Annotated in this window: 24 protein-coding genes and 1 tRNA gene; 13 read left to right on the top strand and 12 right to left on the bottom strand. The window is 64.4% G+C overall.

The window, feature by feature from the left end:
• Window positions 1-47: 47 nt before the first annotated feature.
• Window positions 48-878, bottom strand: a complete 831-nt coding sequence (locus QA645_RS36425; RefSeq protein WP_283046001.1) for an SDR family NAD(P)-dependent oxidoreductase — start codon at window positions 876-878, stop codon at window positions 48-50.
• 130 nt (window positions 879-1,008) lie between these two features.
• On the opposite strand from QA645_RS36425, the gene QA645_RS36420 reads away from it, so the two are divergent.
• The 4 genes from QA645_RS36420 to QA645_RS36405 all read left to right on the top strand — a co-directional run bounded on the left by QA645_RS36420 (window position 1,009) and on the right by QA645_RS36405 (window position 4,530).
• The gene (locus QA645_RS36420) at window positions 1,009-1,383 is read left to right on the top strand and encodes a response regulator (RefSeq protein WP_283046000.1); all 375 of its coding nucleotides are present in this window, start codon (window positions 1,009-1,011) and stop codon (window positions 1,381-1,383) included.
• Between the two features lie 89 nt (window positions 1,384-1,472).
• A complete protein-coding gene (locus tag QA645_RS36415; RefSeq protein ID WP_283045999.1) occupies window positions 1,473-2,084 on the top strand; it encodes a LysE family translocator in 612 nt (203 codons plus the stop codon).
• Window positions 2,085-2,668: 584 nt separating this feature from the next.
• Window positions 2,669-3,871 (top strand): GGDEF domain-containing protein, encoded by a 1,203-nt coding sequence (locus QA645_RS36410; protein ID WP_283045998.1) that lies wholly within the window; start codon window positions 2,669-2,671, stop codon window positions 3,869-3,871.
• Window positions 3,872-3,909: 38 nt separating this feature from the next.
• Complete coding sequence (locus QA645_RS36405) at window positions 3,910-4,530, top strand: peptidoglycan recognition family protein (protein WP_283045997.1); 621 nt, start codon at window positions 3,910-3,912, stop codon at window positions 4,528-4,530.
• 78 nt (window positions 4,531-4,608) lie between these two features.
• Here the strand turns inward: QA645_RS36405 and QA645_RS36400 are convergent, their stop codons facing one another.
• The 4 genes from QA645_RS36400 to QA645_RS36385 form a co-directional block, all read right to left on the bottom strand.
• On the bottom strand, window positions 4,609-5,001 hold the full coding sequence (locus tag QA645_RS36400; RefSeq protein ID WP_283045996.1) for a hypothetical protein: 393 nt from the start codon (window positions 4,999-5,001) through the stop codon (window positions 4,609-4,611).
• Window positions 5,002-5,277: 276 nt separating this feature from the next.
• Window positions 5,278-5,619, bottom strand: a complete 342-nt coding sequence (locus QA645_RS36395) for a hypothetical protein (RefSeq protein WP_283045995.1) — start codon at window positions 5,617-5,619, stop codon at window positions 5,278-5,280.
• 185 nt (window positions 5,620-5,804) lie between these two features.
• Window positions 5,805-6,704 (bottom strand): RNA polymerase sigma factor RpoH, encoded by a 900-nt coding sequence (rpoH, locus tag QA645_RS36390; protein ID WP_234683649.1) that lies wholly within the window; start codon window positions 6,702-6,704, stop codon window positions 5,805-5,807.
• A gap of 220 nt (window positions 6,705-6,924) precedes the next feature.
• Window positions 6,925-7,932 carry an RluA family pseudouridine synthase gene (locus tag QA645_RS36385; protein WP_254134255.1) on the bottom strand — a complete coding sequence of 336 codons (1,008 nt, stop codon included), beginning with the start codon at window positions 7,930-7,932 and terminating at the stop codon, window positions 6,925-6,927.
• Here QA645_RS36385 and QA645_RS36380 point away from each other — a divergent pair.
• The 4 genes from QA645_RS36380 to QA645_RS36365 all read left to right on the top strand — a co-directional run bounded on the left by QA645_RS36380 (window position 7,931) and on the right by QA645_RS36365 (window position 9,349).
• Entirely contained in the window at window positions 7,931-8,275 is a 345-nt protein-coding gene (locus tag QA645_RS36380) for a hypothetical protein (RefSeq protein ID WP_283045994.1), read from the top strand. The genes QA645_RS36385 and QA645_RS36380 overlap by 2 nt on opposite strands.
• 56 nt (window positions 8,276-8,331) lie before the next feature.
• A tRNA-Glu gene (locus QA645_RS36375) sits at window positions 8,332-8,406 on the top strand.
• A 59-nt stretch (window positions 8,407-8,465) separates the two neighbouring features.
• A complete protein-coding gene (locus QA645_RS36370; protein ID WP_283045993.1) occupies window positions 8,466-8,999 on the top strand; it encodes a 2'-5' RNA ligase family protein in 534 nt (177 codons plus the stop codon).
• A 137-nt stretch (window positions 9,000-9,136) separates the two neighbouring features.
• Window positions 9,137-9,349, top strand: a complete 213-nt coding sequence (locus tag QA645_RS36365) for a hypothetical protein (RefSeq protein WP_283045992.1) — start codon at window positions 9,137-9,139, stop codon at window positions 9,347-9,349.
• 56 nt (window positions 9,350-9,405) lie between these two features.
• Here QA645_RS36365 and QA645_RS36360 read toward each other — a convergent pair whose 3' ends face one another.
• Both QA645_RS36360 and QA645_RS36355 read right to left on the bottom strand, forming a co-directional pair.
• Window positions 9,406-9,912 carry a DUF417 family protein gene (locus QA645_RS36360; RefSeq protein WP_283045991.1) on the bottom strand — a complete coding sequence of 169 codons (507 nt, stop codon included), beginning with the start codon at window positions 9,910-9,912 and terminating at the stop codon, window positions 9,406-9,408.
• Window positions 9,913-9,954: 42 nt separating this feature from the next.
• On the bottom strand, window positions 9,955-10,491 hold the full coding sequence (locus tag QA645_RS36355) for a peroxidase-related enzyme (RefSeq protein ID WP_283045990.1): 537 nt from the start codon (window positions 10,489-10,491) through the stop codon (window positions 9,955-9,957).
• A gap of 162 nt (window positions 10,492-10,653) precedes the next feature.
• Between QA645_RS36355 and QA645_RS36350 the strand changes: the two genes are divergently transcribed.
• From QA645_RS36350 to QA645_RS36335, 4 genes are all read left to right on the top strand, one after another.
• Window positions 10,654-11,610 (top strand): AraC family transcriptional regulator, encoded by a 957-nt coding sequence (locus QA645_RS36350; RefSeq protein ID WP_283053488.1) that lies wholly within the window; start codon window positions 10,654-10,656, stop codon window positions 11,608-11,610.
• A gap of 121 nt (window positions 11,611-11,731) precedes the next feature.
• A complete protein-coding gene (locus QA645_RS36345) occupies window positions 11,732-13,222 on the top strand; it encodes an amidohydrolase family protein (protein ID WP_283045989.1) in 1,491 nt (496 codons plus the stop codon).
• A gap of 3 nt (window positions 13,223-13,225) precedes the next feature.
• Window positions 13,226-14,152, top strand: a complete 927-nt coding sequence (locus QA645_RS36340) for a GTP-binding protein (protein WP_283045988.1) — start codon at window positions 13,226-13,228, stop codon at window positions 14,150-14,152.
• A 76-nt stretch (window positions 14,153-14,228) separates the two neighbouring features.
• The gene (locus QA645_RS36335; protein WP_283045987.1) at window positions 14,229-15,098 is read left to right on the top strand and encodes a DUF1989 domain-containing protein; all 870 of its coding nucleotides are present in this window, start codon (window positions 14,229-14,231) and stop codon (window positions 15,096-15,098) included.
• Window positions 15,099-15,101: 3 nt separating this feature from the next.
• On the opposite strand, the gene QA645_RS36330 is transcribed toward QA645_RS36335, so the two are convergent.
• Window positions 15,102-15,497: a GFA family protein gene (locus QA645_RS36330; protein ID WP_283045986.1), complete on the bottom strand. Its 396-nt coding sequence runs from the start codon at window positions 15,495-15,497 to the stop codon at window positions 15,102-15,104.
• A gap of 119 nt (window positions 15,498-15,616) precedes the next feature.
• On the bottom strand, window positions 15,617-15,994 hold the full coding sequence (locus QA645_RS36325; protein WP_283045985.1) for a tautomerase family protein: 378 nt from the start codon (window positions 15,992-15,994) through the stop codon (window positions 15,617-15,619).
• Window positions 15,995-16,160: 166 nt separating this feature from the next.
• On the opposite strand from QA645_RS36325, the gene QA645_RS36320 reads away from it, so the two are divergent.
• The gene (locus QA645_RS36320; RefSeq protein ID WP_283045984.1) at window positions 16,161-16,760 is read left to right on the top strand and encodes a TetR/AcrR family transcriptional regulator; all 600 of its coding nucleotides are present in this window, start codon (window positions 16,161-16,163) and stop codon (window positions 16,758-16,760) included.
• A gap of 3 nt (window positions 16,761-16,763) precedes the next feature.
• Here the strand turns inward: QA645_RS36320 and QA645_RS36315 are convergent, their stop codons facing one another.
• From QA645_RS36315 to QA645_RS36305, 3 genes are all read right to left on the bottom strand, one after another.
• Complete coding sequence (locus QA645_RS36315; protein ID WP_254134199.1) at window positions 16,764-17,168, bottom strand: hypothetical protein; 405 nt, start codon at window positions 17,166-17,168, stop codon at window positions 16,764-16,766.
• An 11-nt stretch (window positions 17,169-17,179) separates the two neighbouring features.
• Window positions 17,180-17,680 (bottom strand): hypothetical protein, encoded by a 501-nt coding sequence (locus QA645_RS36310; protein ID WP_283045983.1) that lies wholly within the window; start codon window positions 17,678-17,680, stop codon window positions 17,180-17,182.
• A 173-nt stretch (window positions 17,681-17,853) separates the two neighbouring features.
• Window positions 17,854-19,068, bottom strand: coding sequence for a sensor domain-containing diguanylate cyclase (locus tag QA645_RS36305; RefSeq protein WP_283045982.1), 1,215 nt, complete (start codon window positions 19,066-19,068; stop codon window positions 17,854-17,856).
• Window positions 19,069-19,199: the final 131 nt, after the last annotated feature.

Here is a 19,199-nt window from a genome sequence, read left to right as displayed (position 1 = left end):
GGTCCTGGCTTTCGCCAGGACGACGGCGGAGGGCCATCGCGCTCACCTCACTTCCCCTTCGCCATCTTCTCCAGCTTCCGCTGCAGCGGCGCCCAATACGTTGCCGGGCGGAAGCGCTGCAGGATGTCCATGAACCTGGCATCGTTGCCGATCAGGATGCGCGGCTCGTTTCGCTCGATGCCCTTGATGATGCGCAGCGCCGCGTCCTTCGGCGTCGTCCGGGCCGCGGTCTCGAACCGGTCGATCATCTGGGCGCGGCGGGCGTTGTCGGTGACGCCAACGCCGGTGCGCGATGAGCGCGCGATGGAAGTGGCGACGCCGCCGGGATGCACCACCGACAGTTTGACGGCACTCCCCGCGACCGCGAGCTCATGCCGCACGCTCTCGGAAAATCCGCGCACCGCGAATTTCGCCGCCGCATAGGCCGATTGTCCGGGCGGCGCGATGATGCCGAAGATCGAGGAGACGTTGACGATATGCGCTTCTGCCCGCGTCTTCAGATGCGGCAGGAAGGCGCGGGTACCGTGCACCACGCCCCAGAAATTGATGTCGAACAGCCAGTCCATCTGCGCCTGGTCGATCTCCTCGAACGTCCCCATCAGTGCCACGCCGGCATTGTTGACGAGGATGCCGAGCGCGGGATGCGCTGCGATGACCTCGCGCGCGAATTGCGCGATGTCAGCGGGGTTGCTGACATCGACGCGATGCACGCTGATCTTGCGCTGTCCGCCGATCTCGGCGGCGAGCGATTTCAGCCCAGCCTCGTCGCGATCGGCGAGCGCGAGGTCGCAGCCGCGTTGTGCAAGCTCGATGGCGAGCGCACGGCCAATGCCGCTCGCCGCGCCCGTGATGGCGGCCGCGCCGCGAATCGCCGTCATGATGCCTCCCGTCAACCCCGAACCAGGGAACTACGATTTACATTTTTTCAGATAGGAACCGAAACCTAAATCAGGTTCCATCTTTAACATACGATACTTGAACGGCGGCAAGCAGCATTGGGAGCCACCGATGGGACAATCCAAACCGTTTACGGCCACAGCCCTCATCGTCGAAGACGACGCCATGCAGCGGGAGATGCTCAGTCTGCTGCTCGAAGAAAGCGGGTATCAGGTCATCCAGTGCGAGAGTGCGGAAGCCGCCGAGCGTGTGCTGGACCAGAGCGCCGGCGCACTCTGCCTGATGCTGACCGACGTGCAGCTCGCCGGCCGCATGAACGGCGTCGAGCTCGCGCACGTCGCCAAGGACCGCAATCCGAAGCTCGATGTCGTCGTCACGTCTGGCCGCCCGCTGAGGCAGCCTTTGCCCGACGGTGCAAAATTCTGGGCCAAGCCCTGGGCGCCGCTCGACGTCCTGCGCGAAGCCGAGATCGCCCAGCTGAACTGAGGCGCGTTCGCGCTTCGGTTTCCTGTCCGGCGGCGCGGCTGACCGTGTCGTGACTTCTCGGCAAACGGCAGGGGTGATAGGGACAAGGCATGTCCTGGTCCTTCCTGCTCACCTCGCTCATCGTCGTCGCCTCGCCCGGCACCGGCGTGCTTTACACCCTGGCTGCGGCGCTGACCCGCGGCTCGCGCGCCAGCGTGGCGGCGGCCTACGGCTGCACGCTCGGGATCGTGCCGCACATGGTCGCGGCGATGCTTGGGCTCGCCGCCGTGCTGCACACCAGCGCGCTCGCCTTTGCCGCGCTGAAATGGTGCGGCGTGGCCTATCTGCTCTACATGTCCTGGCAGGCGCTGCGCGAGACAGGTGCGCTTGCGGTCGACGGCGAGATCAAGGAGCGCTCCAGCGGCCGGGTCATCGTCACCGGCTTCCTCATCAACATCCTGAACCCGAAGCTCTCGATCTTCTTCCTCGCCTTCCTGCCGCAGTTCATCGCGGCGGACGAGGCGTCCGTGCTGGCGCGGATGCTGGAATTGAGCGGCGCCTTCATGGCCATGACCTTTGCGGTGTTCGTCGTCTATGGCCTCTGCGCGGCGTCCGTGCGCGAGCGCGTCATCTCCCGTCCCGGCGTGATGGCCTGGCTGCGCCGCTCCTTTGCCGCAGGCTTTGCCCTGCTTGGCGCCAAGCTCGCCTTCGCCGAGCGGTAGCCAATAAAAAAACGGGCCTTGCGCCCGCCGATTTTAGCCTTATCCGGAGCCCGGGCAGAGCGAGGCTCCACCCGGGCGAAATCAAAAGAAGCTGCGTTACTTCTTCTTCGCAGCCTTCTTGGCCTTCTTCTTCGTCGCCTTCTTAGCCTTCTTCGCTTTCTTAGCCATAGGATCCTCTTAAGGGTTAATGGTGAAACGCGACACGAGGAACGCTCGGCGGAGGGCCAGCCTCGCAACATCCTCGATGACGAACTCAGCAGATTCGCGCGTCCATGCCCCGCGCTGTCACATCTGTGTCATTGCGTTATCCACAGCTCAGATGCATTTTTGGGTGATTTCGGCCCGCGAATCCGCATCGCAGAGCATGCCGACGCGACCGCGATGCACGCCAGCGACGTGCCTAACGATCCGATAATCGGGACGCGTCGTTCATGAATCCAAAACCAAGGGCGCGTTTTGGACGAACGAAGTGAGGTTCCGTTAAGCGCAATCCGCGCATGATCCTCCGCAAGAACACGGGGACGGGTCATGGACGAGTTTCTGCCAGTGACAGGGGGCGGGACGCTGCGCGTATCGCGGGCGCCATGCTGAACGTACCGACACTTTGGATGGTCTTCGTCGTCAATTTCTCGGCGCTCGGCCTGATCTGGGCCTATGTGACGCGCTCCTATCCGAAATTCGAGGCGGCACGATACTGGATGGCGTCGGCCTTCGTCGGCGCCGCCGGCTCGCTGACGGCGCTGGTCCGCCTGTTCGTCGATTCTCCCATCCCGCTTGTGTTCGGGGCCGCCGGCATCATGGCGGCGAGCTGCCTCGCGGCCATGGGCATTCAGCGCTTCTACGACCGGCCGGTGCATCTGCGCCTTATGCTGACGACGGGGATCCTGAGCCTCGCCGGCGTCGTGATCTTCATGGTCGGTTTCGACCAGATGCAGCTGCGCATGCTCTTCTACACGGTGGGGCAAGGCCTGCCGCTGGTGCTGTCGCTGCGCCTGTTGCTGTCGCCGCCCGAAGGCCGCGTCAGCCCGGGGGCGCGGCTGTCGGGCATCGTGATCCTCAGCATCATCGGGATCTTCGTGATACGCGCGATCGGCAACATGCTCGGTTACGATTTCTCGGCGAGGGCGGGCGGCCAGACCCACGCCGTCATGGTGCTGGTGCTGCTCTTCCTGTCGATGACGCTCAATTTCGGCTTCCTGCTGATGGCGATGGACCGCTTGCGCAACGAGGTCGCCGACCTCGCGCTGCTCGACGATCTCACCGGCGTCGCCAACCGCCGCCATCTGTTGCAGCGGTTGTCGGAAGAATGCGCCCGCTCGGAGCGCAGCGGCGAGCCGTTCTCGCTGCTGGTGATCGATCTCGACGGCTTCAAGACCATCAACGACACCTATGGGCATGCCGCGGGCGATGCCTGCCTCCAGCACTTCACCCTGATGGCGCAGACGCGGCTGCGGCCCGGCGACATGCTCGCCCGCACCGGCGGCGACGAGTTCTGCGTCGTGCTGCCGTCCTCCTCCATGCGCGAGGGCGCGCTGATCGCCCGCCGCATCCTCGAGGTCTGCCGCCAGGATGCCGCCGGCTGCGCCGGCAACGACATCCCGATCGCGATCTCGATCGGCGTTGCGGAGTGGGACCGCGGCATCGGCCAATTCCCGGATCGGCTGATCGCCCATGCCGACCACGCCCTCTATGCCGCCAAGAAGAACGGCAAGAACGATTTTGCGGTCTATGATCCCGCCCCGCCACTCTCGCCCGAGCCGGTCGAAGCCGCGCGCAAATTCGCCTGAATCCTGCTAGGCTCGGGGTCCCTTGTTGGATCCCCGTAATGCTGTCCCGCCTTGTCGCGGCAATTCTCGCCGCCGTTCTGATCGCTCCCGCCGCCGCAATGGACGCCGAGCTCACAAGGCTCGCGCGCAGCACCGGCACGCCCGACATTCCCGGGTTGAAGATCGTCTGGCTCGCGCCATGGGGCGATGTCGCCAACGCTCATGGCTGGCGCAACATCATCGTGCACCAGACCGAAGGGCCGACCGGCTCGGCGCGCGGCGGCGCGCAAGAGCAGTCGAAGAACCCGACCCGGCGCGGCGTGATGGTCTGGGTCGAGACCGACGGTACGGTCTACTGGTCGGTCGCGGACAATCTGGTGCCGACCCATACCGACGGCGCCAACCGCAACGACAACAAATACATCGACAACAGCGTGACCTATCATCAGGTCGTGCGCGACAATTCGATCGGCGTCGAGTTCGCCGGCAACTATCCCGATGTCACGATCGGCCCGACGGCGGCACAGGTGGCGGCCTGGAAGATCCTGGTCCAGGTCCTGCGCGCGCGTTACGATATCCCGCTCGACCACGTTTACGCCCACAACTGGATCGACTTCAAAGACGCCCGCTATTGCGAAGGCTGCTGGCTCGCGACGCTGGCGCGGACCTGGGGCGAGTGATCTAGCGGGCACCGGAGGTCGAAAACCTCCGGTGCCCGACAGCATCGTCATCCCTGGGCCGACCGGAGCCTTCCCTGTTCAAGGAAATGCCTTGGGAAGATCGGCCGCAGGCTTCGTGACGATCTGGTGCGCATCGCGCCAGATCACCTCGCGCTGGCGTGAGGTCGTGATCACGCGCACCGGCAGGCCGCCCTCTTCGAGCAGCCAGGCGCAGTAGCGCGCGCGACTGACGGCCTCGCGTGCCCCGGGATCGAACCAGCAGATACCCCAGATCGTATCGCGCCGCTTGAAGTGCCGTGCGATACGTCCGGGCAGCGGCAGATGCTCCGCGAACCAGGTGAACTGGTCCGAGAGTTCGTGCCGGATCCAGTCCGGACAGTTGTTGCGCTGGATGTACCAGGATGCACGAAAGAAGCCGCTCTCCACGCGGCTGTGCGGGTGGATGAGCGGTGTAACGAACCGCAAATACATGACGACACGGCGCGACGCATTGTTGCGTCACGCCCCTCGTAACCAGATGGATGAATGGGAAGCAGCCGCGAAAGCCGCGTTCAGCTCAGGACCGGTTGCCGATCAGAGATGGGCTGCGGTCGGAACGTATCGATCTACAAATCATGCCGCCTCCCTCGAAAGCGCTGAACAAAAAAAGGGCGCGACGCCGCGCCGGGGCGGCAGGACATACACCAGCAGGCGTGCTGCGACAAGCGAGATTGATTGGAGTGATCGTTGCGCGCCGAAATGACAGGCCTACACCGGCTGCGCCATCCAGCCGAAGAGGCGCCGGATCAGTCCCGGCTGCTCCGGCAATTCCGGCGACTCGTCTGCGGCGAGTACGCGTTTGAGGAAGTAGTCCAGAAACACCATGTCGTTCGGCTCGGTGACGGTGAATGTCTCCTCGCCGAAATAGACGCTGTAGTTGAAGAAGAACGGGCCCATGATCGGGATCGTCGCGGTCGAGGCATAGTCCTTGGAGATCACGAACTCACTGGGATCGAGCCCGTGGTCGCGCATCGCCTGCTCGACCAGCGGCAGCTTGCGCATGAACTGGGCGGAGAAGCCGCCGACGGTGGATTGCAGGATGATCGACACGGTGTGTCCGTTCTCTGGATGAGGCCCGACAAGATTGGGTCGGTTGACCCGTCGCGTGCGTTCAAGATGCCTCGCCGGCGTGCCCTGCGACCATGCTGCAGCTCACACACAACAAAAAAGCCGGCGTTGCCGCCGGCTTTTGTCTTGTCTCGATCCGCCAATTCGTGGGTCGCGAAAGCCCTCGCTTAGTGAGCGGCTTCCAGCGCGGCCTGTTCGGCCCTTGCGATCGTGCCCTTGACCGCGGACTGCACCTTCTCGAAGGCGCGGACCTCGATCTGGCGGACGCGCTCGCGCGACACGCCGAACTCGGCAGCAAGGTCTTCCAGCGTCATCGGCTCATCGGCGAGGCGGCGGGCCTCGAAGATGCGGCGTTCGCGCGGGTTGAGCACGCCCATGGCGCCGTTCAGCGCGTCACGGCGTTCGTCATACTCCTCGTGCTCGGCCAGCAGGGCTTCCTGGTTGGGCGAATTGTCGACCAGCCAGTCCTGCCATTCGCCGGCTTCGCCGTCGTCGCGGATCGGAGCATTAAGCGACGCGTCGCCACCGAGGCGGCGATTCATGTCGATCACGTCCTGATCGGTGACGCCGAGACGCTTGGCAATGATCTTCACCTGGTCGGGGCGGAGATCGCCCTCGTCCAGTGCGTTGATCTTGCTCTTCGCCTTGCGCAGGTTGAAGAACAGCTTCTTCTGGTTCGCGGTGGTGCCCATCTTCACGAGCGACCAGGAACGCAGGATGTACTCTTGAATCGACGCCTTGATCCACCACATCGCGTAGGTGGCGAGACGGAAGCCCTTCTCGGGCTCGAAACGCTTCACCGCCTGCATCAGGCCGACATTGCCTTCCGAGACGACCTCGGAGATCGGCAAGCCGTAGCCGCGATAGCCCATGGCGATCTTGGCCACGAGCCGGAGATGGCTGGTGACGAGTTGGTGTGCAGCGTCGCGATCATCGTGTTCGCGCCAACGCTTGGCGAGCATGTACTCCTGCTGGGGTTCCAGCATCGGGAACTTGCGGATTTCGCCGAGGTAGCGGGAAAGGCCGGATTCTCCATTGAGGACCGGCAGAGCAGCGGTACGGGCCATTGTTAAGCCCCTCCAAAGGTTCAGGCCCCCGATAGCGGCGGGCCAGGCAGACGACCGCTTGGTTAAAGCCGGCCGTAGCTGCGATGTTCCACGTTGGTCATTTCCAACGCAGGCGCAATATACCCCATCGGGGGTCAAAAAGGGAAGGATTGCTGACGTCACGTCCCCGTGTGGCAGCTATAACTTTTTGTAAGGTAAGGGTTTTCTCAAAGCCCCTGCGTCATAGCGCCGCTTTCAGAGCGCCTTCCAAGAGAAGCAAATCCTCCGGCAGGCTCGCCTCCCAGTGAAGAAGTTCTCCGGTTCGGGGGTGCTCGAGTACCAGCAAATAAGCATGCAAGGCCTGCCGCCCAAGCGCCGTTAAAGCCGCTTGCGACTCGGGGCCGAGCTGGTTCGCCTTCGTCTTGAAATGTGGGCCATAGACCGCGTCGCCCATCAGGGGGTGGCCGATATGGGCGAGGTGGACGCGGATCTGATGGGTGCGCCCGGTCTCGAGCTCGCAGGCCAGCAGCCCCGCGATCGGCTTGCCGTCGCGGCCAGCAAAACTTTCCAGCAGCTCCCAATGCGTCACCGCCTCGCGGCCGCCCTGGCGCACCGCCATCTTCTCTCGCGCATGGGGGTGACGGTCGATCGGCGCGTCGATTGTGCCGCGATGCCGGCCGGGCAGTCCCCAGGCGAATGCCATATAGCCGCGCCGCATCGGCCCGGTGCGGCCGTGGTCGGCGAATTGGGCGGTCAGCGAAGCATGCGCCAGGTCGTTCTTGGCCACCACCATTAGCCCGGTGGTGTCCTTGTCCAGTCGGTGCACGATGCCGGGCCGGCGCACGCCGCCGATGCCCGACAGCGAGCCTCCGCAATGGGCAATCAGCGCATTCACCAACGTACCCGTCTCGTGCCCGGCGGCGGGGTGCACCACCAGCCCCTTCGGCTTGTTGATGACGACGATGTCGTCGTCCTCGAATACGATATCGAGGGCGATATCCTCGCCCTTCGGCTCCGGCGGGGCCGCCTCCGGCACGTCGATTATGATCGTATCGCCGGATGCGACGTGATAAGCGGGGTCGCGGACCTCGGTGGCCTTCAGGCTCACCGCGCCGGCCAAAATCAGGGCCTTGAGCCTTGATCGCGACAGGTCGGGAAGGCGCGCCGCCAGCACGCGGTCGAGCCGGGCCGAGCCCTCGTCGCCTTCGACCGTGACCTCCAACCGTTGCGCTGAGCCTGAGCTATCCATGACGACGTCTGATACCGCTGTTCCCGAACCGACCCCCGAGCAGGCCGCGCTGTTTGCGCGGGTGCGGCGGATGATGCTGATCGCGGGGTTGACCTCGGCGCTGGCCATCTGCGCCGTCCTGATCGCGGTGGGCTACCGCCTTTTCAGGTCGGAGGGAAGGGCGGCTGAGCCGTTGAGCGACATCACGGCCACCCTGCCGAAGGGCGCAAAAATCGTCTCCACCGGCGTGGCCGGCGACCGCCTCGTGGTCACGCTCGATACCGGCGGTGTCATCGAGATCCGAACCTTCGATGCGCACACCTTGAGGCCGGCCGGAAAGCTGAAATTTGCCAATGAGCCGTAAAACGGCAGTTCAGTCCTTGCGGCCGACAAATTTCGAGGCTATTGGCTAGCCCTCACGCTCCCTTCGTCTAGCGGTTAGGACGCGGCCCTCTCAAGGCTGAAACAGGGGTTCGATTCCCCTAGGGAGCGCCATTTCTCGAAATCACCACCCCTCCGTCTCGATTTGGTTGTTCCTCCCGCGGGGTGAGCCTGTGGCCTTGGCGATCAACATTCGCGCCGACAACAGTTCAGCGGACGAGATCGAGCGGCTGTGGGATCAGGTTGGCGCATTCGAGGCCACGCCGTCGATGCGTGCGCTCGGCTACCGTCCGCATTTTACATTTGCGATCTATGACGGGCCCGCGATCGACGAAGAGACCGCATGGGACGCCATGCAGGCAGCCGTTGCTGGCGAAACGCAACTGCGCATTCGCTTCAAGCGCATTCGGTGGTTCGAAGGCTCTCCGCTTGTGCTCTGGGCGGAGCCGGCGGTCGACGAGGTTCTGGCTCGCATCCATGGCGCTGTCAGCGCGGCAATCGATCCAGCGCATTGTCGTCCTCATTACCGGCCCGGCGCATGGGTCCCGCATTGTACGCTCGGCACGGCCATCGCCGATGAACGGCGCAACGATGCCATCGCCTTTGCGCGGGCGTTCGATCGCACCATCGAAGTGATGTTCGACGTGGTGGATTGCGTTGTGTTTCCGCCCGTGCGGATCGTCGCCGAGCGGAGATTGGCGTCGTAGTTGGTTATCGCGTCACGACCGGGCGATCATTTTTCACCTGTCGCGATCGAGGTGATTCTCATCACAGCTGTCTTCGGCGCATGCGTGCATCCTGTTCGTGATCGCGGGATGGCCCGCGTCACCAACTGGAGACCAATATGAAACGCTCTGACGATACCGGCTTTGAAAACCGCGAGTTGTCCATCGACGAACTCGACGGCATTGCTGCAGCTGGGCTGTGGGGCTGGATCAAGCATGAAGCGGTTGCTGCCGCAAAGTGGGTTGGCTCGGAATTCGCCGCAGCCGAGAACGCGGTGGCCTCTGCTCTGGGCAGCAGCCACATCAACATCACCATTCACAGGCAGAACTGAGAAGCTGCGACCTCCGGGCCCTCGGGTCCGGAGGTTTTGCACGTTGATTCCAAACCTCATTCCCGGATCAGCCGAACCACGTCCTGCCTCAGCAGATAGAACGACACTGCCAGCAGAACGACGTCCTTCATCAGGAAGGGGACGTTGCCCGTCATAGCCGGGAATCCTCCTGCCGCAGCATCCCATCCGTCCGGCATAAACGGAATGATCGTGACCGTCGCGATGAAGGTGCCGGTCGAGCCGAGGGCGCCGACGACGCCGAGCCGTTTGTCCCAGAAGCCCGCGAGCAGCAGCGTCCCGAACGTCCACTCCGAGGCGCCGAGGAAGTAGCTTGCGCCGGCGTGACCGAAGAGAGGATAGAGCCACCAGATCAGCGGTCCGTTGCTGATAAACGGGACCAGTCTTTCGAACTCGTACGGAAACCATTTCTGATAGCCGAAGAAGAGAAACATGATCACCATCGCGGCCCGGACGACGTGGTAGTCGAGATCTTCCGCAAGCAGGCCGGAGTTTCGCAGCGCGCGGACAAACGGATTTTGCATGTTGCCGATCATCGCGGTCATTGTCGTGATCCTTTCATTCAAGATCTGACTGGGGCGGTCGCTTCACGCGATCGCGGGGAAGTCGATCTCGGTGTCGTTGATGCGGTTGAACACGTTGGTGAAGACGGTGGTCGCGAACGCCAGGCTGATCTCCACCAGTTGCTTGTCGGTGTAACCGGCAGCCTTGATGGCAGCGAAGTCGTCGTCGTTGACGGTGCCACTGGATTGCGCGAGCTTGCGAACGAAGCGGGCGAGCGCATCGCGCTTGTCGTCGCCGGTCGCCCGGCGCTCGCGGATATTCTTCAATTCTTCGGGCTTCAGGCCCGCGAGCTTGCCGAGCAGGCTGTGTGCGGCGACGCAGTAATCGCAACCGGCGACTTCTGAGATGACGAGCTTGACGGTTTCCTGGTCGCGCTTCGATAGCGAACCCGAAGCGAGCACGCTGTCGGCGAGCAGGACGGCCTTGAGCGCATCCGGCGCGTGGGCGCCGATCGCGGCAAAGGTGTTTGGCACGCTGCCAATCGCCTTCTTGATCTGACCATAGACTTCAGCGGTCGCGCCGGTGGCGGTTTCGAGATCGGGGACGGAAAGACGGGACATGTTGGCACTCCTTGGTTTGGGCTGGTGAATGATTGCGGAGTGACAATAGGGGTCGAAATTGATACTTCAAATGTCGATAAATCTCGATTACATGCTCAATCGTCTCATGACGAGGTCAACTCGAGGGAAACCGTGACGGATTGGTTGAGCCGGCTGTTCGAGATGATGCCTGTGCGTGGGCGGCTCGACCTGCGCTGCGCTTACGGTGCGCCATGGCGTATCGACCAGGGACCGGGCGAACCGAACGAAATTCCGTATCATGCCGTGTTAGCCGGCTCGGCTGTACTGGAAGATCCGTCGGGCGGGCGGCCGCTGAAGCTCGAGCGCGGCGACATCCTGCTGCTCCCCAGCAATCCCCGACACGTCATGCACGACGGCAGCGGGGCGGCGCCACTGCCGGCGCGCAATCGCACCTCGCTTAATTTCACGATCAGCGAAAATCCCGGCTCGGGGGAACGGCTCGATCTGTTGTGCGGACATTTCGCCATCGCGCCGCCGCACGACCGCCTGCTGCGCAGCTATTTACCGCCGCGCCTCGTCGTCCATGCCAGTGCTGACGCTGGCGACGGAGACACGGCGGGTCAACTTGCCGGCCTTGTCGCCTTGATGCGTCGGGAGTCGGCAGACGATCGTCTCGGCGGCCGCGCGATGTTGAACGCACTGTCGAGCGCGATGTTCGCGCTGGTGCTGCGGCTCGCCAGCCTCACAGATGATGCGCCGCGGGGTCTGCTTGCCTTGGCCGGTCATCCGCGCCTTGCACCGGCGGTGGCCGCCTTGTTCAAAGAGCCGGCGCGCGCATGGTCGTTGCCCGAGCTGGCGCGTCTGTGCGGCATGTCGCGCGCCACGCTCGTGCGGCAATTCCAGGAGAAGCTCGGGCGTTCGGCCGCAGATCTCCTGACCGATATCCGGATGGCGCTCGCAGCGAACGAGCTGAAAAAATCTTCATTGTCGACCGGCGCCGTGGCGGAAGCTGTCGGGTATCAATCCGAAGCGGCATTCCAGCGCGCCTTCAAGAGCCACATGGGCATCACGCCGGCACAGTGGCGCAAAAGCCAGCAACCTGGCCGGGACGTTCCCAAAAGGCCCACAGCCTTATCCGGTTCGGCCGCTCCAGCATGATGCATCGGCGTCCGTGGCGGTGGTCGTTGTCCCGAAAATCTGTCTCTATGCCCCACGAATGCCTCCGGAGCTGCTGCCGGACCTTCGGAGGTTGGGGTGATTTGCTTGGCGGAGTGACGATATGAGCGGATTGGTGATCTCTGGCGGCCGGGTGGTGGATCCGGCGAGCGGAATGGACGCCGTTGGCGATGTGGCAGTGGTGGACGGCAAGATCGCCGCCGTTGGCTCCTCGCTTGGCGGCGCCGAGCGGGTGATCGATGCCACCGGGCTCGTGGTCGCGCCCGGCTTCATCGATCTGCACGCCCACGGCCAGTCGATCCCCGCCGACCGCATGCAGGCGTTCGACGGCGTGACGACGACGCTCGATCTCGAGGCCGGCGTGCTGCCGGTCGGCTCCTGGTACGAGCGCCAGGCCCGAAAGGGCCGGGTGCTGAACTACGGCGCTGCCACCAACTGGGCCTTCGCGCGCATCGGCGCGATGACGGGCTCCAACGCGGAAAGCTCGCTGGAGGCGTTCGGCAACGCCATGCGTGATCGCCGCTGGATGGACAATGTTGCAACCGATGCGGAGGTCGCCGGCATTCTCGAGCGCCTCGGGCGCGGATTGAACGAGGGCGGCATCGGCATCGGCATCTTGAACGCCTATGCGCCGGGCGCCGGCGTGCAGGAGCTGACGGCGGTGTGCCAGCTCGCGGCCAGGCTGGACGTGCCGACCTTCACCCACGTCGCCTATATGTCGCGGATCGACCCCGAAAGCGCGGCGGAGGCCTATATTCGCCTGATCGGCTATGCCGGCGCGACCGGCGCGCACATGCACATCTGCCACTTCAACTCGTCGAGCAAGACCGACATCGAACGCTGTCGCGTGCTGATCGAGAAGGCGCAGGCGCAGGGCCTGCCCATCACGGTCGAGGCTTACCCCTACGGCACCGGTTCGACCGTGCTGGCGGCGGCGTTCTTCAGCGATCCGCAGTTCGTCGAGCGCAATGGCACCGGCTACGATTCCGTGCAGCGCGTGACCGATGGCTATCGCTTCCACGATCGCGAGGAGCTCCTCAAGGCGCAAGCCGAAGATCCGTCCTCGCTGGTGCTCTGGCACATCCTCGATACCGAGCACAATGCGCATCACCGCGATCTGCTCGACATGTCGGTGCTCTATCCCGGCGGTGCGATCGCCTCCGACGCGATGCCGTGGACGACGTCGGACGGCAAGACCTACACCGGCGATGCCTGGCCGCTGCCCGACGATGCCACCTCGCATCCGCGCTCGGCCGGCTGCTTCACGAAGTTCCTTCGCGAATGGGTGCGCGAGCGCAAGACCGTGTCGCTGCTGGAAGGCGTGCGCAAATGCGCGCTGATCCCTGCAGAGATTCTGTCGCAGAGCACGCCCGCGATGCGCGCCAAGGGTCGGCTGGCGCAGGATGCCGATGCCGATATCGTGGTGTTCGACTACGAGAAGCTTTCGGATCGCGCGACATTCACCGCGATGAACCGTCCGTCGGAAGGCGTCCGTCATCTCGTGGTCAGCGGCGAGATGCTGATCACCGACGGCGTGCTCGATGTGGCCGCGCGGCCCGGCCGGCCTGTGCGCCGCCCCGTCGTCGGGGGCTGATCCATGCCGGTCCCCATTCTGCTGGTGACGGGCTTTCTGGGGGCGGGCAAGACCACGGTCGTCAATCATCTGCTGGCGCATGCCGAGGGGCGGCGGATTGCCGCCGTGGTCAACGACTTCGGTGCGATCAACATCGATGCGGAGCTGATCGCGGGCGCGAGCGACGGCGTGGTCAGCCTCAGTAACGGCTGTATCTGCTGCTCCCTCGAAGGCGATCTGCTCCGCACCCTGTCGACGCTGCTGCGGCGTGATCCGAAGCCCGAGTATATCGTGATCGAGACCAGCGGTGTCGCCGACCCCGCCGATATCGTCCGCAATCTCATGGACCCGGTCATCCTGCGCGAGGCGCCGCTGGAGACGGTGCTTTGTGTGATGGACGCGGCCACGCCGCCTTCTGCCCTCGATGACGCCCTGCAGCGCTCGCAGCTGCGCGTCGCCGACATCGTGGCGTTGAGCAAGCTGGATCTGGCGGACGAAGGCGCGGGCGCGCGGATGCGCGAAGCCATCCGGGCGCAGCGTGTGCCCGCATTGGTGGTCGATGCGAAGTACGGCGAGCTTCCATCCGCGCTGCTGTTTCCCGCGAGCGATCGTGCGCCTGCGCCGCGCGAGCCGGGGCCGAAACGACCGGCCGAAGAACGCTTCGAAACGCTGAGCTGGACCTCCGATCGGCCGCTCTCGCTGCCGCGTCTGCAGCAGGCGATCGGCAAGCTCGCGCCGAAGCTTGCGCGCGCAAAGGGGCTGTTCGAGACGGTTGAGCAGCCCGGACGTCTGATGGTGTTTCAGTTCGCCGGCGGCCGCGCGACACTCGCGCCGGGTGAACCGCCGGGCGAAGACGTGCCGCGGGTACGGATCGTCTTCATCGCCGAACTCGGGGTGCTATCGAAAGCTGAGCTCGACGAGACCATGGCGGCGTGTGTTGCAGCCGGGTGAAGTCAGGCGATAGACTTGATCGCTCCCGTTGTCAGCCGTCGCGGGCCCTCTTGCCGCGCCGATCCGAGGCCGAACCATGTCCTCAAATGTTCCATCCGCCCCTGCCGATGCAGCTTCACGCCGCGCTGCCAAGCCGGCCATCGCCTATCCGGCCGGGACGATGACCGGGCCGGATATGGCGACGCTCGAAGCCGCGCGGCAGACGATGGTCAAAACGCGCGAGATCATCGTGCCGCCGCGCGATGCGAGGCCATTTCGCGTGGCGCACGGCCAGTTCTTCCGCATCGTCAGCATCGAAGGCCCTCAGGTCGGCGACCTCAATCTCTGGAACGGGGGCGATCTCGCCGAACGTTTCTTCAGCGGCAAGACGCGGGCGCTTCATGGCACGCATGTCGGCCTCGGTGACCGGCTCTGGAGCACGATGCCTTATCTTCGGCCGATGGCGACCATCAGTCACGATACGCTCGGCTGGTACGGTTTCGACGCGGACGGCGCCGGCATTCACGATGTCATCGGCACGCGCTGCGATCCCTACACCAATCTCCTGTTGAACGGCACGACGTACGATTTCTGCTGTCACTCCAACCTGTCCCGCGCGCTGGCCGCCGAATTGAAGCTCGATCCGGCCGCGGTGGAGCATCATGTCCACGATGTGCTCAATGTCTTCATGTGCACCGGCTTCACGCAGGACACACACCAATATTTCATGAAGGCAAGTCCGGTCCGCCCCGACGACTTCATCGAGTTTTTCGCGGAGATCGACCTGCTCGGAGTGTTGTCGGCCTGTCCCGGTGGGGATTGTAGCGCAACCCATTCCAGCGATGTCGCAGCGTGCCATCCGCTCAAGATCGAAATCTTCGAGCCGGATCGAGCGACGCTCAATGGCTGGGCCTGGCCAGCGCCGAGTGCGTATCACCGTCACCACGGCGTGCATGCGGGAAGCTGAGCTTTAATCTTCCACAGGCAGCCGATCCCCGTGCACATACCACTCCGCACGCGACGTCCAGTGGACGTGACGGTCGGGTGTCGCGCCCAGCGGCTCGTCGAACGCGCCGGCATGAATGATCGCCTCGCGTCCGCTGCGTGTGAGATGCGGCATCGGGCTGCCGCAGGTCCTGCAGAACGCGGTGGCAAAACTCCGCGCGTTGGGCAGATCGTAGCGTGTGACGGATGCCTCGCCGCGCAGCCAGCGCAGTGCGCTCGCCTCGACGATCACCTCGCAAGCATGTGCGGTCCCGGTCGCCTTGCGGCAGCGCGAGCAATGGCAGTTGAGGAAACGATCGAACGGACCCTCGACCTCGAAGGCGACCTCGCCGCACAAGCAGCTTCCCCGGAATGCGGTCATGTCGTCCCCTCCGCCTATGCGCCCGCGTTGATCGGGGCGATGCCTGGCGGAGGCTGGCTCCGCCGCTCATCAGACCCTTCCGGGCGGCAATTCTCAAGAGGGCGGCAGGTCCGGCACGCTCAAGCGAATTGCGCGATGCCGTGGCCGACGGACCAGTTCTCCGCGGGAGCATCGAGCACGTTGACGAAGACGTCTTCGGGGCGGATGCCGGGATTGTCGCCCAGCAGTTCCGCGATCCGGCAGTACAGCGCCTTCTTCTGCTCGGGCGTTCGTGAGGCGAATACGGTGATCTGGATCAGAATGGCGTCGTCGCTGCGCTTGACGCCATAGGCATCGCCACAGCGGAAGTTTGCAGGCGACAACTCGCTGATGGTCATGAACTCGTCACCCTCCGGCACGTTCAACGCCTCGCGCATTGCGCGGTAAAGGCCGTCGAGGATCGCCTGCCGGTAGGCGTCCGGCTTTCCGGCCCGCATGGAGATGTGAAGCAGAGGCATCAGCTGGTCCCTTTGCATGCGGCCGCGACCGGCCAGGACGCATGCAAGCGCCGGCCGTTCGGCCCATTGACGAAACGGGCTATCAATCTCATTTTATTTTTGACACGATGTCCAGAAAGCATGTTTTTGACGTCGTGTCAAATATGCGCCGACAAAGGAGCATGATGTGAGGCCGCGCGAATTCGACCACGACGACGTCCTGCGCATCGCGTTCGATCAGTTCTGGCGCAAGGGCGTGCGCGGCTCCTCGCTGTCCGACATCGCCCGCGATGCCGGCGTTCAGCGCGGCAGCCTCTACAATGCGTTCGGCAGCAAGGAGGCGTTGTTCCTGCAGGCCTATGAGCGTTACGCCGGCGACTATCTCGTCGCCCTGCAGAAGGCGCTCGGCACGGGCTCATTGCGCAAACGGCTCACCGCGTTCTTCGATCTGACCATCGCCAATTTCCGCTCAGGCTCGCCGCCGCGCGGATGTCCGACGACGCGGGGGCTGATGGAGCTCGGCGCCGCCGAAGGCGAGGGGCTCGACGAAGAGGCGCGGCGCGCTTTTGCGAACCTGGTGTCGCGCATCACCGCGCTGGTCGAGGACACCTTGTCGGCGGGCGCCGAGCGCGGCGAGTTCAGCGGCAACCCGGCGGCCGCAGCGCTGCACATCATCACGGTCACGCGCGGTCTTGCGGTGCTGGAGCGTGCGTTCGGTGACGAGCCGCAGCTGCGCAAGATCGCGGCCCACACCATCGATCTCGTGCTCGGCAAGGGCGCTCGCTAGGCCTCAGCAGAATGCGAGCGCGTTGACGGCCTGCGTGGCCGCGCTCTCCTGCTCGATCCCGACCAGCTGGCCGACGGCGGTCTTGAGCTCGCCTGGCTCCCTGCGGCGCGCAACGGCCAGGAGCCGCATCAATTCCGCCTCGTCCTTTGACAGCCGCCGGCACGACGGCGGCATGAAGCAAAGATCGCAGGGACGTCCGCTGCGCAAGATTCTGACCAGCGCGGCCACGCGGGCGACCAGCAGCGGGCTGTCGGAAATGCCGGGTGCCTCGTCGGCGAAGCGATAGGCGGCCTCCCAGCAATCGGACGCGCCGGTCGCATAGGCTGCCCCGATGAACCGGAACAGCGAGAGCGCCGTGCGGCAGAAATCATCGCAGCCTTCCATGCTTCGCGGATTGTCCTGCATCATGACCGACCTCGTCAGTGCAATGTCGGGCTTCCGACGAACCAGCTCTTCATCGCCATCGTCCGTTCGACGTTGGGCGTCCGAAACTGCCGATCCGGCAGGATGAGACCGGCCATGCGGAAGATCGTCGCAAGTCCCCTGACGGGGGCGAGCGCCCAATCCGCGCCGACCGGAAGCAGCCAGCTCTCGAACTGCTCGCGCGCGATATCGATGCGCTCCTCTTGCGCCGCTGCGATCGCGTGCAGAATTCCGTGCTCGCTCTCCGACATCTTCGGGCAAGTGGGGCAATGCACTTCGATGGCGGTATGCGCCGTGCACGCAAAGATCTCGATGATGGCCTCGAGAGAGAGCACGGCATCGCCGACGCGAAAATGGTCGTAGACCTGCTGGATGTCGGCCGCGGTCGGCACGGCGGTCCCGCTTCGCGCCTTCGCGCGAAATCCCCAGATGAAGAGCCGCTCGCCCGCGCTCAGCGCCGGAAGGTCAAGCGTCCTGGTGTCTGTCGATTGATACATGGAGCCTCTGGCAAATGGCTGCGCCTTGCGCCGATCGTTCTGCCAGGGGCGCGTGCAAGTCAACGCCGGGAAGGCCGATATCGAGGTCTTCTAGAAACGCGCACGCATCGGAAGCTCCTTGTCTGGAGCGATTCCAATGCAGTCGCAAACGATCGATGAATTCTAAAGTGCGCTTACACGAACGCGACGTCGATCTTGTTGTCCGACTTGGAGAGCATGCGGCAGGCGCGCGAAAGCCCGTCGCTGGCGATCGCGAGCTTGAACTGCTCGGGGATGTCGGTGGTCGAGATCACCTCGATCGTGGCTTCGTCATCGGCGAGTGCGCGCACCGTGCAGTCGAAGGTCGAGCGGCCTGCGTTGAAGGTGATCTGGCCGGCCTTGAACACCCGCCGGCGCGCGGGAGAGATCGACGGTGCGGCATCGACCCAGGCGATCACGCGATTGCGGCCGGCATTCTTGGCGGAATACATCGCGAGATCGGCGTTGTGCAGGGCGTCGTCGAAATGCTGGCCGGGAAGCAGCGATGCGGCACCGAAGCTGCAGGTCACCGGGACCGGGCCGCAGGGCGTGTCGACGCTCTCGGCCGCGATCGCCAGGCGCACCTTCTCCAGCGTCGTCATGGCGCCGGCAAGATCGGTGTGCGGCAGCAGAACGGCGAACTCCTCGCCGCCGATGCGGCCGATAATGTCGGAGCCGCGCAGATTGTTGCGGCAGGTCGCGATGATCGACGCCAGCACGGCATCGCCGGCGGCGTGACCGTGGCAATCGTTGACCTGCTTGAAGTGATCGACGTCGAGCACGGCGAGCGTCAGCTTGTGGTGGTGCCGGTTGGCGAGCGACGACAGGCGCTGCGCTTCCGTACGGAAGGCGCGGCGCGACAGCGCGCCGGTCAGATTGTCCTGCATGCTGAGATTGCGCAGCAGCAGCTCGTCGACGGCGATCGCTGCGAGATCAACCAGAACCGCGAGCTCCCCCGCCTCGAACTCGCGCGGCTTTGTATCCATCACACAGAGCGTGCCGATGTTGACGCCGGAGATCTTGAGCTGCACGCCGGCATAGAAACGGATGAACGGATGTCCGCGGACGAAGATATTGTCGGTGACGCGGGGATCCTCGTAGGTGTCGGGAATGACGAGGGGGGTATCCTGCGCGATGGCGAGGCTGCACAGCGCCGGGCGGCGATCGGTCTCGCGATCGGCCATGCCGACCTCGGCCTTGAACCATTGCCGGTGTCCGTCGATCAGCGTCAGCGTCGACATCGACACGCCAAAAATCCGCTTGCTCAGCGCCGTCAGGCGATCGAACGCAGCCTCCTTCGGCGTGTCGAGAATGTCGAGCGACGCGAGCGTGTCGAGGCGGCGGGCTTCGATGGTGGGCGTGATTGGCATTGTGTCTGGCTCCGGTGGCGCAGTTATGCGCGGGCCGATTAACGCCAAATTGAGCCGCGGGATGTCGGGAACCCGAATGCTTAAGGCTTTGCTAAGACGGGCGGGATAAAATGGCATATCAGCCCCGCCAA

Source organism: Bradyrhizobium sp. CIAT3101 (assembly GCF_029714945.1).
GTDB lineage: Bacteria > Pseudomonadota > Alphaproteobacteria > Rhizobiales > Xanthobacteraceae > Bradyrhizobium.
The sequence above is the reverse complement of the archived record's forward strand: the minus strand, read 5'-3'. Positions and strand labels throughout refer to the sequence as shown.

Coding starts and splice junctions, on each gene's coding strand:
- QA645_RS36425 (WP_283046001.1), bottom strand. CDS start 878: ATGACGGCGATTCGCGGCGCGGCCGCCATCACGGGCGCGGCGAGCGGC.
- QA645_RS36420 (WP_283046000.1), top strand. CDS start 1,009: ATGGGACAATCCAAACCGTTTACGGCCACAGCCCTCATCGTCGAAGAC.
- QA645_RS36415 (WP_283045999.1), top strand. CDS start 1,473: ATGTCCTGGTCCTTCCTGCTCACCTCGCTCATCGTCGTCGCCTCGCCC.
- QA645_RS36410 (WP_283045998.1), top strand. CDS start 2,669: ATGCTGAACGTACCGACACTTTGGATGGTCTTCGTCGTCAATTTCTCG.
- QA645_RS36405 (WP_283045997.1), top strand. CDS start 3,910: ATGCTGTCCCGCCTTGTCGCGGCAATTCTCGCCGCCGTTCTGATCGCT.
- QA645_RS36400 (WP_283045996.1), bottom strand. CDS start 5,001: ATGTATTTGCGGTTCGTTACACCGCTCATCCACCCGCACAGCCGCGTG.
- rpoH (WP_234683649.1), bottom strand. CDS start 6,704: ATGGCCCGTACCGCTGCTCTGCCGGTCCTCAATGGAGAATCCGGCCTT.
- QA645_RS36380 (WP_283045994.1), top strand. CDS start 7,931: ATGACGACGTCTGATACCGCTGTTCCCGAACCGACCCCCGAGCAGGCC.
- QA645_RS36385 (WP_254134255.1), bottom strand. CDS start 7,932: ATGGATAGCTCAGGCTCAGCGCAACGGTTGGAGGTCACGGTCGAAGGC.
- QA645_RS36365 (WP_283045992.1), top strand. CDS start 9,137: ATGAAACGCTCTGACGATACCGGCTTTGAAAACCGCGAGTTGTCCATC.
- QA645_RS36360 (WP_283045991.1), bottom strand. CDS start 9,912: ATGACCGCGATGATCGGCAACATGCAAAATCCGTTTGTCCGCGCGCTG.
- QA645_RS36355 (WP_283045990.1), bottom strand. CDS start 10,491: ATGTCCCGTCTTTCCGTCCCCGATCTCGAAACCGCCACCGGCGCGACC.
- QA645_RS36350 (WP_283053488.1), top strand. CDS start 10,654: ATGATGCCTGTGCGTGGGCGGCTCGACCTGCGCTGCGCTTACGGTGCG.
- QA645_RS36345 (WP_283045989.1), top strand. CDS start 11,732: ATGAGCGGATTGGTGATCTCTGGCGGCCGGGTGGTGGATCCGGCGAGC.
- QA645_RS36340 (WP_283045988.1), top strand. CDS start 13,226: ATGCCGGTCCCCATTCTGCTGGTGACGGGCTTTCTGGGGGCGGGCAAG.
- QA645_RS36335 (WP_283045987.1), top strand. CDS start 14,229: ATGTCCTCAAATGTTCCATCCGCCCCTGCCGATGCAGCTTCACGCCGC.
- QA645_RS36330 (WP_283045986.1), bottom strand. CDS start 15,497: ATGACCGCATTCCGGGGAAGCTGCTTGTGCGGCGAGGTCGCCTTCGAG.
- QA645_RS36325 (WP_283045985.1), bottom strand. CDS start 15,994: ATGCCTCTGCTTCACATCTCCATGCGGGCCGGAAAGCCGGACGCCTAC.
- QA645_RS36315 (WP_254134199.1), bottom strand. CDS start 17,168: ATGATGCAGGACAATCCGCGAAGCATGGAAGGCTGCGATGATTTCTGC.
- QA645_RS36310 (WP_283045983.1), bottom strand. CDS start 17,680: ATGTATCAATCGACAGACACCAGGACGCTTGACCTTCCGGCGCTGAGC.
- QA645_RS36305 (WP_283045982.1), bottom strand. CDS start 19,068: ATGCCAATCACGCCCACCATCGAAGCCCGCCGCCTCGACACGCTCGCG.